The sequence below is a fragment of the Bosea sp. 29B genome, assembly GCF_902506165.1.
Lineage (GTDB): Bacteria > Pseudomonadota > Alphaproteobacteria > Rhizobiales > Beijerinckiaceae > Allobosea.
Window position 1 is genome coordinate 1,403,215 of the sequence record NZ_LR733817.1, and the last position, 15,485, is coordinate 1,418,699.

At 66.3% G+C, this 15,485-nt stretch carries 16 protein-coding genes; 8 read left to right on the top strand and 8 right to left on the bottom strand.

From position 1 onward, the window contains the following. Window positions 1–33: 33 nt before the first annotated feature. From GV161_RS06870 to GV161_RS06905, 8 genes are all read left to right on the top strand, one after another. Window positions 34–258: a hypothetical protein gene (locus GV161_RS06870; RefSeq protein ID WP_152015413.1), complete on the top strand. Its 225-nt coding sequence runs from the start codon at window positions 34–36 to the stop codon at window positions 256–258. A gap of 160 nt (window positions 259–418) precedes the next feature. Continuing rightward, window positions 419–1,333 (top strand): LysR substrate-binding domain-containing protein, encoded by a 915-nt coding sequence (locus GV161_RS06875; RefSeq protein ID WP_244624147.1) that lies wholly within the window; start codon window positions 419–421, stop codon window positions 1,331–1,333. A gap of 227 nt (window positions 1,334–1,560) precedes the next feature. Next, a complete protein-coding gene (locus GV161_RS06880) occupies window positions 1,561–2,031 on the top strand; it encodes an NAD(P)H-dependent oxidoreductase subunit E (RefSeq protein WP_152015412.1) in 471 nt (156 codons plus the stop codon). Beyond that, a complete protein-coding gene (locus GV161_RS06885) occupies window positions 2,028–3,599 on the top strand; it encodes an NADH-quinone oxidoreductase subunit NuoF (protein ID WP_152015411.1) in 1,572 nt (523 codons plus the stop codon). The genes GV161_RS06880 and GV161_RS06885 overlap by 4 nt, the downstream gene beginning before the upstream one ends. 10 nt (window positions 3,600–3,609) lie before the next feature. Then, the gene (fdhF, locus tag GV161_RS06890) at window positions 3,610–6,492 is read left to right on the top strand and encodes a formate dehydrogenase subunit alpha (protein WP_152015410.1); all 2,883 of its coding nucleotides are present in this window, start codon (window positions 3,610–3,612) and stop codon (window positions 6,490–6,492) included. 79 nt (window positions 6,493–6,571) lie between these two features. After that, window positions 6,572–7,324 (top strand): formate dehydrogenase accessory sulfurtransferase FdhD, encoded by a 753-nt coding sequence (gene fdhD, locus GV161_RS06895; RefSeq protein WP_248310621.1) that lies wholly within the window; start codon window positions 6,572–6,574, stop codon window positions 7,322–7,324. Beyond that, window positions 7,321–7,590 carry a formate dehydrogenase subunit delta gene (locus GV161_RS06900; RefSeq protein ID WP_348521245.1) on the top strand — a complete coding sequence of 90 codons (270 nt, stop codon included), beginning with the start codon at window positions 7,321–7,323 and terminating at the stop codon, window positions 7,588–7,590. Before fdhD ends, GV161_RS06900 begins: the two co-directional genes overlap by 4 nt. 96 nt (window positions 7,591–7,686) lie before the next feature. Next, window positions 7,687–9,345: an OFA family MFS transporter gene (locus GV161_RS06905; protein WP_152015408.1), complete on the top strand. Its 1,659-nt coding sequence runs from the start codon at window positions 7,687–7,689 to the stop codon at window positions 9,343–9,345. Between the two features lie 59 nt (window positions 9,346–9,404). Here the strand turns inward: GV161_RS06905 and GV161_RS06910 are convergent, their stop codons facing one another. The 8 genes from GV161_RS06910 to GV161_RS06945 all read right to left on the bottom strand — a co-directional run bounded on the left by GV161_RS06910 (window position 9,405) and on the right by GV161_RS06945 (window position 15,472). Then, the gene (locus GV161_RS06910; RefSeq protein WP_152016220.1) at window positions 9,405–10,124 is read right to left on the bottom strand and encodes an amino acid ABC transporter ATP-binding protein; all 720 of its coding nucleotides are present in this window, start codon (window positions 10,122–10,124) and stop codon (window positions 9,405–9,407) included. Between the two features lie 58 nt (window positions 10,125–10,182). Continuing rightward, a complete protein-coding gene (locus GV161_RS06915; protein WP_152015407.1) occupies window positions 10,183–10,827 on the bottom strand; it encodes an amino acid ABC transporter permease in 645 nt (214 codons plus the stop codon). Window positions 10,828–10,837: 10 nt separating this feature from the next. After that, the gene (locus GV161_RS06920; protein WP_152015406.1) at window positions 10,838–11,500 is read right to left on the bottom strand and encodes an amino acid ABC transporter permease; all 663 of its coding nucleotides are present in this window, start codon (window positions 11,498–11,500) and stop codon (window positions 10,838–10,840) included. A 27-nt stretch (window positions 11,501–11,527) separates the two neighbouring features. Beyond that, on the bottom strand, window positions 11,528–12,346 hold the full coding sequence (locus GV161_RS06925) for an aldo/keto reductase (RefSeq protein WP_244624146.1): 819 nt from the start codon (window positions 12,344–12,346) through the stop codon (window positions 11,528–11,530). An 8-nt stretch (window positions 12,347–12,354) separates the two neighbouring features. Next, on the bottom strand, window positions 12,355–12,789 hold the full coding sequence (aroQ, locus tag GV161_RS06930; protein WP_152015404.1) for a type II 3-dehydroquinate dehydratase: 435 nt from the start codon (window positions 12,787–12,789) through the stop codon (window positions 12,355–12,357). 90 nt (window positions 12,790–12,879) lie between these two features. Beyond that, a complete protein-coding gene (locus GV161_RS06935) occupies window positions 12,880–13,710 on the bottom strand; it encodes a transporter substrate-binding domain-containing protein (RefSeq protein WP_152015403.1) in 831 nt (276 codons plus the stop codon). 131 nt (window positions 13,711–13,841) lie between these two features. Then, window positions 13,842–14,747, bottom strand: coding sequence for an NAD(P)-dependent oxidoreductase (locus tag GV161_RS06940; RefSeq protein ID WP_152015402.1), 906 nt, complete (start codon window positions 14,745–14,747; stop codon window positions 13,842–13,844). Continuing rightward, the gene (locus GV161_RS06945) at window positions 14,744–15,472 is read right to left on the bottom strand and encodes a hypothetical protein (RefSeq protein ID WP_152015401.1); all 729 of its coding nucleotides are present in this window, start codon (window positions 15,470–15,472) and stop codon (window positions 14,744–14,746) included. The genes GV161_RS06940 and GV161_RS06945 overlap by 4 nt, the downstream gene beginning before the upstream one ends. Between the last annotated feature and the right edge of the window lie 13 nt (window positions 15,473–15,485).

Consider the following 15,485-nt stretch of genomic DNA (forward strand, 5'->3'; position numbering starts at 1 on the left):
GTCATGGGCGACTCGACCACACAGGAGATTGCCATGCTTTCGCGCAAGATTGTCGCCCTCGCGGCGGCGCTTCTGCTTTCGGGAGCGAGCTCCATGGCCTATGCCACCGAGCTCGGGGCCGAGAGCATCGTGCATGAGCAGGTCCAGAACCAGCGAGCCCTCGCCGAGCAGGCGCAGTACCTCGCCTATCACGAGCACTTCAAGGACGTGGAAAGCCGGCCGGGCCGTGATGCCGGCGTATTGCCGCATCACAACTGAGCGCCGGCACAAGCTTTGGGACGGGGTCGCGGCAGCGGCCCCTTTTCGTCGTGCCTATCGGAAATCTCTGGAATCTGGGAAGACTGCTCGCGGCGCGCCGCATGGAGTGGGAGTCGAACCGGAGCCAGCGCCGTTCGACGGGGATGCCTGAGATGCGGCCATGATCATTCGCCAGCTCGTCTATCTCGACGCGCTCGCTCGCGAAAAGCATTTCCGCAAGGCGGCCGAGGCCTGCCATGTCTCGCAGCCGACGCTCTCGGCCGCGATCGTCCAGCTCGAGGAAGAGCTCGGCGTGCTGATCGTCGAGCGCGGCCGGCGCTTCCAGGGCCTGACCAAGGAGGGCGAGGCGGTGCTCGCCCATGCCAGGCGCATCCTCGCCGAGGCCGACCTGATGAAGGAATCGATCGCGGAACTGCGCGAGGGCATCAGCGGCCGCATCCGGCTCGGCGCGATCCCGACCGCCCTGCCGATGATCGCGCACATCACCGCGCCCTTCTCCTCGCGCTATCCCGAGGTGTCGCTGACGGTGCTGTCGCTGACTTCGGCTGAGATCCAGCAGCGCATCGACGATTTCGAGCTCGATGTCGGCCTGACCTATCTCGACAACGAGCCGCTCGACCGGGTGATCTCCAAGCCGATCTATCTGGAATCCTATGTGCTGCTGACGCGCGAGGATGGAGAGTTCGGCGAGCGCGACACCATCACCTGGGCGGAAGCCGCCGAGCTCAAGCTCTGCCTGCTCACCTCCGACATGCAGAACCGGCGCATCATCGACGGCATCTTCCGCTCGGTCGGGGCGGCGCCGCGGCCGGCGATCGAGACCAATTCGATCTTCAATCTCTGCTCCCATGCCGGCATCCAGGGCGTCGCCAGCATCGTCTCGATCCAGCTGCTCGAATTCTTCGGCGTGCCGATCGGCACCAAGGCGCTGCCTCTGGTCGAGCCGGCCGCGCAACGCACCATCGGCCTGATCGTCGCCGACCGGCAACCCTTCGCGCCACTGGCGCGCAACCTCCTGATGATGACGCGCCCGGTCGCCGAGGCCGCGCTCCCGAGGCGCCCGATCGTACGATAGCCTTGCCCTATCGCGTCGCAGCGCAGATTTTTTGTGCATCGCAAAAATACGCGATAATCGATGCTTATCGGCCAGATCGTGCTATGCTCATCCGGTCCCATCCGCGCTTCGGTTATTTTTGATAGGTTTTACCTATCGTACAGTTGGAACAAACGATTTGAACCTGTTCCAAGCTTAAGGTCCAATTCCTCCAATCGAGAGCCGAACCGGCTGGGGACGGAGGAGACATGGCGGCATACCCGGCCTGGGACGAAGACGGCGCTCGCCTGATCATCGCGGGGCTTTCGCATCTCGAAGGAGCGGCCTTGCCGATCCTGCATGCGCTGCAGGACGAGTTCGGCTATGTCGATCCCAAGGCCGTGCCGCTGATCGCCGACGCGCTCAACCTGTCGCGGGCCGATGTGCACGGCACCATCTCCTTCTATCACGACTTCCGCACTGCCCCGCCGCCGCGCCGCATCGTCAAGCTCTGCCGGGCCGAAGCCTGCCAGGCGCTCGGCTGCGAAACGCTGGTGCAGGACCTGGCGCGCGAGCATGGCATCATCGTCGACGCTCACGCCGGCAGCCATGATGCGGTGGTCGAGACCGTCTATTGCCTCGGCAACTGCGCGCTCGGCCCCTCGGCTCTGGTCGAGGGCGAATTGCTCGGCCGGGTCGATGCCGACCGCGTCGCGGCGCTGTGCGGAGCACGGCAATGAGCGACATCATTCGCATCTTCGTCCCGATCGATGCCGCCGCCCTCTCGGTCGGCGCGGACGGCGTGGCGCAGACCATCGCCAGGGAAGCGCAGGCTCGCGGCGTCGTCGTCGAGATCGTCCGTAACGGCTCGCGCGGCATGCTCTGGCTCGAGCCGATGGTCGAGGTCGAGACGTCGGAGGGGCGGATCGCCTATGGCCCGGTCGCGGCCAAGGACGTCACCGGCCTGTTCGAGGCCGGCTTCCAGAGCGGCGGCGCGCACGCCTTGCGGCTCGGCCCGGTCGAGGAACTCGACTGGCTGAAGCGCCAGCAGCGCCTGACCTTCGCACGCGTCGGCCTCACCGATCCGCTCTCGCTGGCCGATTATCGCGCTCATGACGGGCTGAAGGGCCTGGAGAAGGCGCTCTCGCTCACCGGCGGAGAGATCGTCGAGGAAGTCAAGGAATCCGGCCTGCGCGGCCGCGGCGGCGCCGGCTTCCCGACCGGGATCAAGTGGAAGACCGTCCACGACGCCAGGGCGACACAGAAATACATCGTCTGCAACGCCGACGAAGGCGACAGCGGCACCTTTGCCGACCGGATGCTGATGGAAGGCGACCCCTTCCTGTTGATCGAGGGCATGACGATCGCCGCGATCGCCGTCGGCGCGACCAAAGGCTACATCTATCTGCGCTCGGAATATCCGCATGCCCACAAGGCGCTGCAGCGCGCGATCCTGAAGGCGCGCAATGCCGGCCTGCTCGGCCCATCCGTGCTCGGCTCGGGCAAGGCCTTCGAGCTCGAGGCCCGGTTGGGTGCCGGCGCCTATATCTGCGGCGAGGAGACCTCGCTGCTGGAGAGCCTGGAAGGCAAGCGCGCCATCGTCCGGGCCAAACCGCCGATCCCGGCCTTGCAGGGCCTGTTCGGCAAGCCGACCATCGTCAACAACGTGCTCTCCTTCGCCGCTGTGCCCTGGATCCTGACCCACGGCGCCAAGGCTTACGCCGATTATGGCATGGGCCGCTCGCGCGGCACGCTGCCGGTGCAGCTCGGCGGCAACGTCAGGCGCGGCGGGCTGATCGAGCTCGCCTTCGGCATCTCGCTGCGCGAGATCATCGAGGATCTGGGCGGCGGCACGCTCTCGGGCCGGCCGATCCGGGCCGTGCAGGTCGGCGGTCCGCTCGGTGCCTATCTCACCGCCAAGCAGCTCGACACCCCGATGGACTACGAAGCGCTGGCCGGCATCAAGGCGATGCTCGGCCATGGCGGCATCGTCGTCTTCGACGACAGCGTCGATATGGCCAGGCAAGCCCGCTTCGCCTTCGAGTTCTGCGCCAAGGAAAGCTGCGGCAAGTGCACGCCCTGCCGCATCGGCGCGACGCGCGGCGTCGAGCTGGTCGACAGGATCATCGCTGGTACCGAGCGGCCGAAGAACCTCGCCGTGCTGCGCGATCTCAACAAGCTGATGACCGATGCTTCGCTCTGCGCCATGGGTGGCCTCACGCCAATGCCGGTGACGAGCGCGCTCAACCATTTCTTCGAGGATTTCGACCGCCCGCCGGCGCCGAAGCTGCCGCTGGCGGCCGAGTGAGGAGACATCGATGAGCCTGATCAAGGAGATCGATTTCGGAACCCCGATCCGGGTCGCCGAGAAGACGGTGACGCTGACGATCGACGGCGAGAGCGTCACCGTCCCGGCCGGCACCTCGGTGATGGCGGCGGCGATGAGCCTGGGCACCAAGATCCCCAAGCTCTGCGCCACGGATTCACTCGAACCTTTCGGCTCCTGCCGGCTCTGCCTGGTCGAGATCGAGGGACGACGCGGCACGCCCTCATCCTGCACGACCCCGGCCGAGGACGGCATGGTCGTGCGCACCCAGACGGAGAACCTGTCTTCCCTGCGCAAGGGCGTGATGGAGCTCTACATCTCCGACCATCCGCTCGACTGCCTGACCTGCTCGGCCAATGGCGATTGCGAACTGCAGGACATGGCAGGGGCGGTCGGCCTGCGCGAGGTCCGCTACGGCTATGACGGCGAGAACCACGTCAAGCCGGCGGTGATGGACGGCTATGCCAACGAGAACTGGCTGCCGAAAGACACCTCGAACCCCTATTTCACCTATGACCCCAGCAAGTGCATCGTCTGCAATCGCTGCGTGCGCGCCTGTGCCGAAGTGCAGGGTACCTTTGCGCTGACGATCACCGGCCGCGGTTTCGATTCACGCGTCGCCGCGGGTCCGACCGATTTCCTCGGCTCCGAATGCGTCTCCTGCGGCGCTTGCGTCCAGGCCTGCCCGACGGCGACGCTGATGGAGAACAAGGTGATCGAGCTCGGCCAGCCCGAGCATTCCAAGGTAACGACCTGCGCTTATTGCGGGGTCGGCTGCTCGTTCAAGGCCGAGATGCAGGGCGACCGCGTCGTGCGCATGGTGCCCTATAAAGGCGGCCAGGCGAACGAAGGCCATTCCTGCGTCAAGGGCCGTTTCGCCTGGGGTTATGCGACCCACAAGGACCGCATGACCAAGCCGATGATCCGCGAAAAGATCACCGACCCCTGGCGCGAAGTGTCCTGGGATGAGGCGATCGGCTACGCCGCCAGCGAGTTCAAGCGCATCCAGGCCAAGTACGGCCGCGAGTCGGTCGGCGCCATCACCTCCTCGCGCTGCACCAATGAGGAGGTCTTCCTCGTCCAGAAGCTGGTGCGCGCCGCCTTCCGCAACAACAATGTCGATACCTGTGCCCGCGTCTGCCATTCGCCGACCGGCTACGGACTGAAGACCACGCTTGGGACCTCAGCCGGAACGCAGGACTTCAAGTCGGTCGCCAAGTCCGACGTCATCATCGTCATCGGCGCCAATCCCACCGACGGCCATCCGGTCTTCGCCTCGCGTATGAAGAAGCGCCTGCGTCAGGGGGCCCGGCTCATCGTCGCCGATCCGCGCCGCATCGATCTCGTCAAGTCGCCGCACATCAAGGCGGACCACCACCTGCAATTGAAGCCCGGCACCAATGTCGCCCTGCTCAACGCGATCTCGCATGTCGTGGTGACCGAGGGACTGATCGCCGAGACTTACGTCCGCGAGCGCTGCGACCTCGCCGATTTCGAGCTCTGGGCCCGCTTCGTCGCGCAGGAGCGCAATTCGCCCGAGGCCACGGAGGAGTTCACCGGCGTGCCGGCGGCCGATGTCCGCGCCGCGGCGCGGCTCTACGCAACCGGCGGCAATGGCGCGATCTATTATGGGCTCGGCGTCACCGAGCACAGCCAGGGTTCGACCACGGTGATGGCGATGGCGAACCTTGCCATGGCGACCGGCAATATCGGCCGCGACGGCGTCGGCATCAATCCTCTACGCGGGCAGAACAATGTCCAGGGTTCCTGCGACATGGGCTCGTTCCCGCACGAATTCTCCGGCTATCGCCATGTCGCCGACGATGCGACCCGGCAGGTCTTCGAGATGATGTGGGGCGTGCCGCTCGACGCCGAGCAGGGCCTGCGCATCCCGAACATGCTGGATGAGGCCGTCGGCGGCAGCTTCAAGGGCCTCTATGTCCAGGGCGAGGACATCGCCCAGTCCGATCCGAACACCCAGCACGTCACTGCGGGTCTCGCCGCGATGGAATGCGTCGTCATCCAGGACCTCTTCCTGAACGAGACGGCGAAATACGCCCATGTCTTCCTGCCAGGCTCCTCTTTCCTGGAGAAGGACGGCACCTTCACCAATGCCGAGCGCCGCATCAACCGCGTCCGCCAGGTGATGGCGCCGCTGTCGGGCAAATCGGAATGGCAGGCGACGATCGATCTCTCGCAGGCGCTCGGCTACGACATGGCCTATGGCCATCCCAGCGAGATCATGGACGAGATCGCCCGCCTGACGCCGAGCTTCGCCGGTGTCAGCTACGACAAGCTCGAGAAGCTCGGCTCGGTGCAGTGGCCTTGCAACGACAAGGCGCCGGCGGGCACGCCCCTGATGCATGTCGACCGCTTCGTGCGCGGCAAGGGCAAGTTCATGATCACCGAATACGTGCCGACGCAGGAGCGCACCGGCCCGCGCTATCCGCTGATCCTGACCACCGGGCGCATCCTCTCGCAATACAATGTCGGCGCGCAGACCAGGCGGACCGAAAACCAGGCCTGGCACGACGAGGACATGCTGGAGATCCACCCCTTCGACGCCGAGAGCCGCGGCATCAAGGACGGCGATCTCGTCGCGCTCGCCAGCCGCTCCGGCGACATCTCGCTGCGCGCCGAGATCACCGAGCGGGTGCAGCCGGGCGTGGTCTACACCACATTCCACCATGCTGAGACAGGCGCGAATGTCATCACCACCGACTATTCCGACTGGGCGACCAACTGCCCGGAATACAAGGTCACGGCGGTCGAGGTCCGCAGGACGAACTATTATTCCGAATGGCAGGAGCGCAATCGCGAGCAGGATGTCTCGCTGCGCCTGATCGCGGGGCGCTTGCCCGATGCCGCGGAATAGCCCGCCCGCCCAGCCCCCGGCGAGCCACGCGGTTCAGGTCCGGACCATCAGCTTCGGCGCGACCAGTGACGCGGCTCCCGTGAGCGCCGAAGTCGCGGTCGAAGCGCCCGTCAACATCGTCTACGGCACCATGCCCTATGCGGTGATGATGGCGACGCCGTCCGACCTCGAGGATTTCGTCGCCGGCTTCAGCCTGACCGAGGGCATCGTCCGCAGCGTCGAGGAGATCAGGGGGATCACGGCGACCCCGCAGCAGGACGGCATCGTCGTCAGCGTCGAGCTGGCGCCCGGCCGCTTTCGCGAGCACCTCGCCCGCCGCCGCAACCTCTCGGGTCGCACCTCCTGTGGCCTCTGCGGTGTCGAGGCGCTCGCTGACCTGCCGACGGCGGAAGCGCGCGCCGCCACGGCGACGCCAGTTTCGCCTGCAGCGATCGGCGCGGCGCTCGGCACACTCGAACGCCAGCAGCCGCTGCACCGCCTGACCCGCTCGGTCCATGCCGCAGCCTGGTGCGACCGCGATGGCGCGATCCTGGCCGTGCGCGAGGATGTCGGCCGGCACAACGCCCTGGACAAGCTGATCGGCGCCCGCCTGCGCGCCGGCCATGATGCGAGCGACGGCTTCGTGCTGGTCACCAGCCGGGCTTCCTTCGAGATGGTCGAGAAGGCAGCGATCTTCGGGGCCGGCACGCTGGTCTCGATCTCGGCGCCGACCTCGCTGGCGATCGAACGGGCGAACGCGCTCGGCCTGACCCTGGTCTGCATCGCCCGAGCCGATTCCGCGACGGTCTTCGCCGGGCGCCTCGCCGACACCGTGGAGAGTGTCGCGAGATGATCGAGGCGAAGAGCAACGAGGCGATGACCCAAGATCACGCCAGCGAGAATCTCGCCAAGCTCGCCTTCATGGCGAACCAGATCGGCGACTTCTTCAAGTCCTATCCCGAGGCCGAGGCCGTCGCTTCGATCGCCGACCACATCAACCAGTTCTGGACGAAGCGCATGCGGGAGGATTTCCGCGTCGGCTTCGAAAAGGATGCGTCAGCACTGTCGCCGCTTGTGTGGCAGGCGCGCGCCAAGATAAGGCCCGCGCCAAGCGGGTGAATGGCCGCGACGGCCGATCAAGCGTCGCGATTGGCAGTTGCAACGAGCCGGGCAGCCCCGGCGCGGACGGCAGTGCTTTGGGGAAAGGGACGAGGGATGAGCATCGCACAAGGAATCGGCGAGACGGCCCCCGGCATAGGGTTGCTCGACCGCGAAAGGATCATCGCCAGGGCCGGCTTCAACCGCTGGCTCGTGCCGCCGGCCGCGCTCTGCATCCATCTGTGCATCGGCATGGCCTATGGCTTCTCGGTGTTCTGGCTGCCGCTCAGCCAGGCGATCGGCGTGACCAAGCCCGTCGCCTGCGCCGCCGATGTCGGCCTCATCGCCTCGCTGTTCACCACCGCCTGCGACTGGAAGGTCGCCGATCTCGGCTGGATGTACACGCTGTTCTTCGTGCTGCTCGGCTCGTCCGCGGCGATCTGGGGTGGCTGGCTCGAGCGCGTCGGCCCGCGCAAGGCCGCCTTCGTCTCGACCCTGTGCTGGTGCGGCGGCCTGCTGATCTCGGCCTTCGGCATCTACACTCACCAGCTCTGGCTGATGTGGCTCGGCTCCGGCGTGATCGGCGGCATCGGCCTCGGCCTCGGCTACATCTCGCCGGTCTCCACGCTAGTGAAGTGGTTCCCGGACCGGCGCGGCATGGCCACCGGCATGGCGATCATGGGCTTCGGCGGCGGCGCCATGATCGGCTCGCCGCTCGCCGACATCCTGATGAACACCTTCAAGACGCCGACCTCGGTCGGCGTCTGGCAAACCTTCGTCGTGATGGCCGGCATCTACTTCGTCTTCATGATGGCCGGCACTTTCGGCTACCGCATCCCGCCCTCGGGCTGGCGCCCCGACGGCTGGACCCCGCCGGCGAACCAGAACGCGATGATCACCTCCGGCCATGTCCATCTCAAGGATGCGCACAAGACGCCGCAGTTCTGGCTGATCTGGGCAGCGCTCTGCCTCAACGTCTCGGCCGGTATCGGCGTCATCGGCATGGCCTCGCCGATGCTGCAGGAGATCTTCGCGGGCTCGCTGATCGGCAAGCCCGAGATCGGCTTCGCCACCCTCGACGCCGAGCAGAAGAAGCAGATCGCCACGATCGCAGCCGCCTTCGTCGGCCTGCTCTCGCTGTTCAACATCATGGGCCGCTTCTTCTGGGCCTCGCTCTCGGACAAGCTCGGCCGCAAGCTGACCTACGCCACCTTCTTCGGGCTCGGCATCCTGATGTACGGGCTCTCGCCCTGGGCAGCGCATGCCGGCTCGCTGGCGCTCTTCGTCGCCTTCTTCTGCATCATCCTGTCGATGTATGGCGGCGGCTTCGCCACCGTTCCGGCCTATCTCGCCGACATGTTCGGCACCCAGTTCGTCGGCGCGATCCATGGCCGGCTGCTCACGGCCTGGTCGACCGCCGGCATCATCGGCCCGGTGGTGGTGAACTATATCCGCGAGGCGCAGATCAATGCCGGCGTGCCGCGTGCGCAGGTCTATGACCGGACCATGTACATCCTCGCCGGCATGCTGGTGCTCGGCTTCATCTGCAACCTGCTCATCCGTCCCGTCGCGGCCAGGTGGTTCATGAAGGATGCGGAGGTCGCTGCCCTGCAGGCCAAGGGCGCGAGCGCCAACGCCACCGTCCAGTACGGCTCCTTCGGCATCGGCAAGGGCGGCTTCGACGGCACGACGCTGCTCGCCTGGGCCGTGGTCGGCCTGCCGCTCGCCTGGGGTGTCTGGATCACGTTGAGCAAGTCGCTGGCGCTGTTCCGCTAAGCCCGGAAAGGGCCGGAACGCGCTTCACGGCGCGTCCGGCTCTTACTCATTCCACAGGGCTAGTGGTGCAGGATCTCGCCGAGGAAGGCCCGGGTGCGGGCGTGTGCCGGCGCCCGGAAGAAGCTCTCGGGATCGTTCTCCTCGACGATGGCGCCATCGGCCATGAAGATGACGCGGTCCGCCACCTGCCGGGCGAAGCCCATTTCATGGGTCACGCAGATCATGGTCATGCCGTCGCGGGCGAGCGAGACCATGGTGTCGAGGACCTCCTTGACCATTTCCGGATCGAGCGCCGAGGTCGGTTCGTCGAACAGCATCGCCTTCGGTTCCATGCACAGCGCCCGCGCGATCGCGACGCGCTGCTGCTGGCCGCCTGAGAGCTGCGCCGGGTATTTCGCCGACTGGTCGCCGATCCGGACCCGCTCCAGATATTTCCGCCCCGTCGCCTCCGCCTCGCTGCGCGAGAGGCCGCGCACCCGCATCGGCGCCAGGATGCAGTTCTCCAGCACCGTCTTATGCGGGAACAGGTTGAATTGCTGGAAGACCATGCCGACCTCGCGGCGCACCGCGTCGACCGCCTTCTGGCTGTCGCTAAGCCGGTGGCCAGCGACGGTGATCTCGCCGCTCTTGATCGCTTCCAGGTGATTGATGCAGCGGATCAGCGTCGACTTGCCCGAGCCCGAAGGGCCGCAGAGCACGATCTTCTCGCCCTTGGCCACGTTGAGATTGACGCCCTTGAGGGCATGGAACGGGCCATAGAACTTCTCGACATGCCGCATCTCGATCATCGGAGCGGTGGCGTTTTTGGCACTGCTGGGCTCGGTCACGGTCATCCCCTCATTTCGCGGTCGCAGCCGCCATCTTCTGCTCGAGCCGGCGGCCCCAGAGCGAGAGTGGCCAGCACAGGGCGAAATACATCGCCCCGACCACGCCGAAGACGAGCAACGGCTTGTAGATCTGGTTGGACACGATCGTGCCGGCCCGGGTCAGCTCGATGAACCCGACGATCGCGGCGAGCGATGTCCCCTTGAGCAGTTGCACGAGGAAGCCGACGGTCGCCGGCAGCGACAATTTGAAGGCCTGCGGCATGATCACGTCGAACATGCGGCTGCGAGCGGGCAGGCCGAGCGCATCGGCGGCCTCGCTCTGGCCCCGCGGCACCGCCTGGATCGCGCCGCGCCAGATCTCACCGAGGAAGGCCGAGGCATGCGCCGTCAGCGCGACCGAGACGGCCGCCCAGGCCGGCAGGTCGAAGCCAAGCAGGGGCAGCCCGAAATAAGCGACGAACAATTGCATCAGCAGCGGCGTGCCCTGGAACAGGCCGATCCAGCCGATCGCCGGGATCCGCAGCCAGGGCGAGTCCGAGACCCGCATCAGCGCGATGATGACGCCGAAGACGATGCCGCCGGCAAAGCCGATCGCGGCGAGCAGCAAGGTCCAGAGCAGGCCCTGCAGGAGATAGGTGAGTTCGAGGATGCCCATCTCGCTCTCCTCAACGCTGCGGATAGCTGAAGGCGCGGCGGCCGATCGCCGCGAGCAGCCACATCGTCACCAGCGAGATCACCAGATAGATGCCGGTCAGGGTGAAATAGACCTCGAAGCTGCGGAAGGTCTCCGCCTCGATGCGCTGGCCGACCGAGGTCAGCTCATAGGCCGAGATCGAGGTGCAGATCGCCGTGGTCAGGGTCAGCAGGATGAATTGGCTCGACAGTGACGGGTAGATCGCGCGCAGCGCCGGCTTCAGCACGATCAGCCGGAAGACCTCGTGCTTGTGCAGGCCGAGCGCCAGGCCCGCCTCGGTCTGGCCCTTCGGCACACTCTCGACGCCCCCGCGAATGATCTCGATCGCATAGGCGCCGCCATTGACCCCGAGCGCCAGGATCGCCGTCAGCGTCGGGTTGAGGCGGATGCCGGCGAGCGGCAGGGCGAAGAACAGGAAGAATATCTGCACCAGGAATGGCGTGTTGCGCACGATCTCGATGAAGGCGTTGACCAGCAGCGAAGGCAGCCGCAGCTGCATCCTGAGGATGACCACGCCGAGGATGCCGATGATCATCGCGAGCACCATCCCCGAGAAGGCCAGGAACAGGGTTCCGAACGTACCCAGGAGCAGCGACTGCCAGGCGCCGGTCACGACGCTGAAATCGAGTGTCATCGGTCCTCCCCCATCCCCTGTTCTTGCTTAGTCGTCCCAAGCCGGTTCCCAGTCGAAGCGGGAATAGCGCTGGCCGCTGGCGAGCCCGTGGATCGCCGCCATGTCGTCCGGCGACAGCTCGAAGTCGAAGATGTCGAGATTGGCGCGCATGTTCTCCAGGCGGGCTGAGCGCGGGATCGCCCCGACGCCGTCCTGCTGGGTGAGCCAGCGGAGCGTCACCTGCCCGGCGCTCTTGCCGTATTTGTGTCCGAGCGACTTGAGCACTTCGTTGTCGAAGACCTTGCCGCGCGCAATCGGCTGGTAGGCATTGAGCAGCATGCCGGCCTGCCGCATCCTGGCGAGCAGCTTCTGTTGCGACAGGAAAGGATGGTATTCGACCTGGTTGCAGAACAGCTCGGCCTTGTGCACGTCGAGCGCCTCGTCGAGCAACGCGACCGTGAAATTACTGACGCCGATCAGGCGGGTCCGGCCCCTGTTCCTTTCCTCGACGAAAGCCGCCAGCGTCTCGCCGAGGGGCACGTCCTTTGCCGGCCAATGGACCAGCAGGAGATCGACCTGGTCGAGCCCGAGCCGCTCCAGGCTCTCCTCGACGCGGCGGTGGACCGTGTCGGGCTGAAGGTCGTTGAACCAGATCTTGGTAGTGACGAAGAGTTCGCCCCGCGCCACGCCGGAGCTCCGGATCGCCCGGCCGACCTCGACCTCGTTGCCATAGCGGATCGCGGTGTCGATCTGCCGGTAGCCGAGGTCGATCGCGGCGCGGATCGCCGCTTCGCCCGCCGGCCCGGTCAGTTCGAAGGTACCCAGCCCGAGGGCCGGGATGGCTTCGCCCTGAATTGTCTTCGTCATGGGCGAGGTCATCGGGTCATCTCCGCCATGGCGCGCAAGGCGAGCCGGTAGCCATAGGCGCCGAGGCCGGCGATGACGGCGGTCGCCGTCCGCGAGACCAGCGAGTTATGATAGATCGCCTCGCGCTGGTGGATGTTCGAGATATGCAGCTCGATCTTGGGGCGATCGAACATCTTGAGCGCGTCCAGGATCGCGATCGAGGTAAAGGTATAGCCGGCCGGGTTGATGATGATCCCGGCCGCCTTGATCCGGGCCGCATGAATGGCCTCGATGATCTCGCCCTCGAAATTCGACTGGCGGAAGTCGACGGCGAGACCGAGCTCGGCCGCATCGGCCTCGCACCAGCCACGGATCTCGTCCAGCGTCGTGTGGCCGTAGATCTCCGGCTCGCGCTGCCCCAGCAAATTGAGGTTCGGCCCGTTCAGGATGAAGATCGTCCGCATTCCCGTCCTCCGCGACAGCGGTGAGGCCGGCGCGGCGGCAAGAACCGCCGCGCCCATGCCTGTCTTGGCGTATGGGAGTCTGAGCCGCCCTTACTTGGCGACGGTGAAGGGCACGCCCTCGACCGCAGCCGGGAAGCTCGGCAGCGGCTGCGCCAGCCATTTCTGGCTGATCTTCTCGAGTCGGCCATCGGCCGTGGCCTTATCGATGAACGTGTTCAGCCAGGTGTTGATCTCGGCATCGCCGAGCTTGGTGGTCACGCCCTGCCACTGCTCATTGAAGACGAGCTTCTGCTCGAAGTCGTTGCCGGGCGCGGCCTTGTCGAGATTGATCTTGTAGGTGGTGTTGCCGCCGATCGCGTCGACCTGTCCGGAGACGAGCGCCTGCATGGTCGAGCTGTCGTCGTCGAAGCGGCGGATGTTCGGGACGTCGCCGAGCAGCGTGGTGATCGCCTTGTCCTGGGCGGCGCCGCGCGGCACGCCGATGCGCAGGCTGCGGGCGTCCTCGATCTTCCCGATCTTGTTCTTCTTGCTGGAGAGCAGGATGATCTTCAGCCCGGAATAGGGCTTGGAGAACTGCACCGCCTTGGCGCGGTCGGGATACATCCCCATCACCGCCATCTGCAGGTCGACCTTGTTGGTCAGGAGGTTCGGGATGCGGGCGGCGACCGCATTCGGCACGAACTCGACCTTGACGCCGAGCTCCTCGCCGATCAGCCGGCCGACATCGACATCATAGCCGATGTTCTGGCCGCTGGCGTCGATCGAGCCCCAAGGCGCCTGCTCGCCCATCACGCCGATGCGGATAACGCCGGCCTTCTTGATCTTCTCGAGCGCCTGCGCGTCGGCCTGCGATACGGTGCCGAAGAGACCGAGACCCGCGACCATCGCGAGCGCGGCACGGCGCGAAAACTTGCCCAACATGATGTCCTCCTCCGAGTTGTTGTGTCGTCACCAGCTTTTGCCGTCGCGATGGTTTTGTGGCGGCCGTTCCGGGCCCCGTTTTCGCAACGGCAATCTCCTTGATCGGCTTGCGGCTCTCCCCTCCGGCCCGCTTATGCCGCCGGCGCGAGCGCGCGGTAATGCGCCAGCGTCCGGGCGATGCCCTCGCGCAGCGATGTCCGCGGGATCGCTCCGAGAACCGCCTCGAACGGGGTTGGCGCGATTTCAGCTGCCATCGGCACCGTCGGCCCATCGAAGCCGATCCACGCGCCCGACACTTCCGCCTCGATCGCGGCGATGACTTCCGTGACATCGGCGGTGCCGCCGGTCAGCGAAAAGGCATGCGCGCCGGTGATCGGCCTCGTCGCCGCCGCCGCGAAGGCCGCAGCGACATCGCCAACGAAGATCAGGTCCTGCGCCCCGGAATAGTCGATGGTGTAGGGCTGCCCGGCCGCTGCGGCGCGGCAGGCGAGCGTCGGCCCGGCGGTCAGGCCGATCTCGCGGCCCGGCCCGTAGACGATGGTCGGGCGCAGGCCGACACTGGCGATGCCGTCGTCATGCCAATAGGCACGGGCGCAACCTTCGGTCGCCAGCTTGAAAGCGCCGTAATGGGTGATCGGCTCCGGCCTTGCGCCGTCATCCGGCCCGAAGACGGCGCCGCTGCTGGCATAGGCGACCTGCGTGATGCCGTTCGCCTTGGCCGCCGCGAAGACGTTGAGCGTGCCGATCAGGTTGACCTGCGCACCGAGCACCGGATCGGCCTTGCAGGCCGGCGTCAGCAGGGCAGCAAGATGGATGATGGCGGAACAGTCGCGTGCCGCCTGCATCAGGGCTGCAGCATCGGTGATGTCGCCCTGGACCCATTCGGCCTGCTCGGCCAGCTCGCCGGCGATCTCGCGCAGCACGCGCCGATCGGTCGAGCGATCGAAGATCCTGACTGCATGGCCGTCCTCGGCGAGGCGCTTCAGGATCCAGCCGCCGAGAAAGCCGCCGCCGCCGGTGACGAGGATGCGCGTCATGCCCGCACCTCCCGGTTCGCGTCCTGCAAATCCCGCCCCTGCATGTCCTCGCTGGTCAGGCTGAAGGCGGTCTCATAGAGGTCCACCACCGGCGCGGTTAGCGTACCCGTCGCGATGGCCAGGCGCTCGACTTCCGGCTGGGCCGCTTCAAGGCCGGCGCGCTGCGAGCCCTCGACCAGGATCACGGCGTCGAAGCCTTTTTCGGCCATCGCGCTGCGCAATTCCGTCTCGCGAGTACGTACCCCGGACACCTCGTTGCGGGCGATGCCGAGATGGACGCAGGATACGCCGGGCAGCGTCAGGATCAGCTCGACGAGGCTTTGTGCCGCCTGCCGGAGTGCGGTCTCGGCCTCCGGACGCGCGAATTCGAAGCGGATGGTCGCCATGCTGCCGCCATCGCCGTTGCCAGCGCTCGCGACCCGCTCGCAGGCGACGCGCAGGAAATTCTGGAAGCTCGGCGCCACCGCCGCCGTCCACGGCGTCGGATTGTTCAGCCGGGCGAGATAGCCCGGCGAGCGGAAGACCTCGAGATCATCGCCGGCATAGATCGTACCGAAGACATAGCGGTCGGCCTCCGGCGCATGCAGGCGCTTGCCGGTCCGAAAGCCTGGCACGGAAAGGCGCTCCGGCATGTGCTCCCGGGTATGCCATTCGATGTATTCGCCATGCTGGCCCTCGGCGATGTCGTGCCAGATCGCCAGGAAGGCTGAACCTTTCAGTCCCATCTCGTCCGTCTCT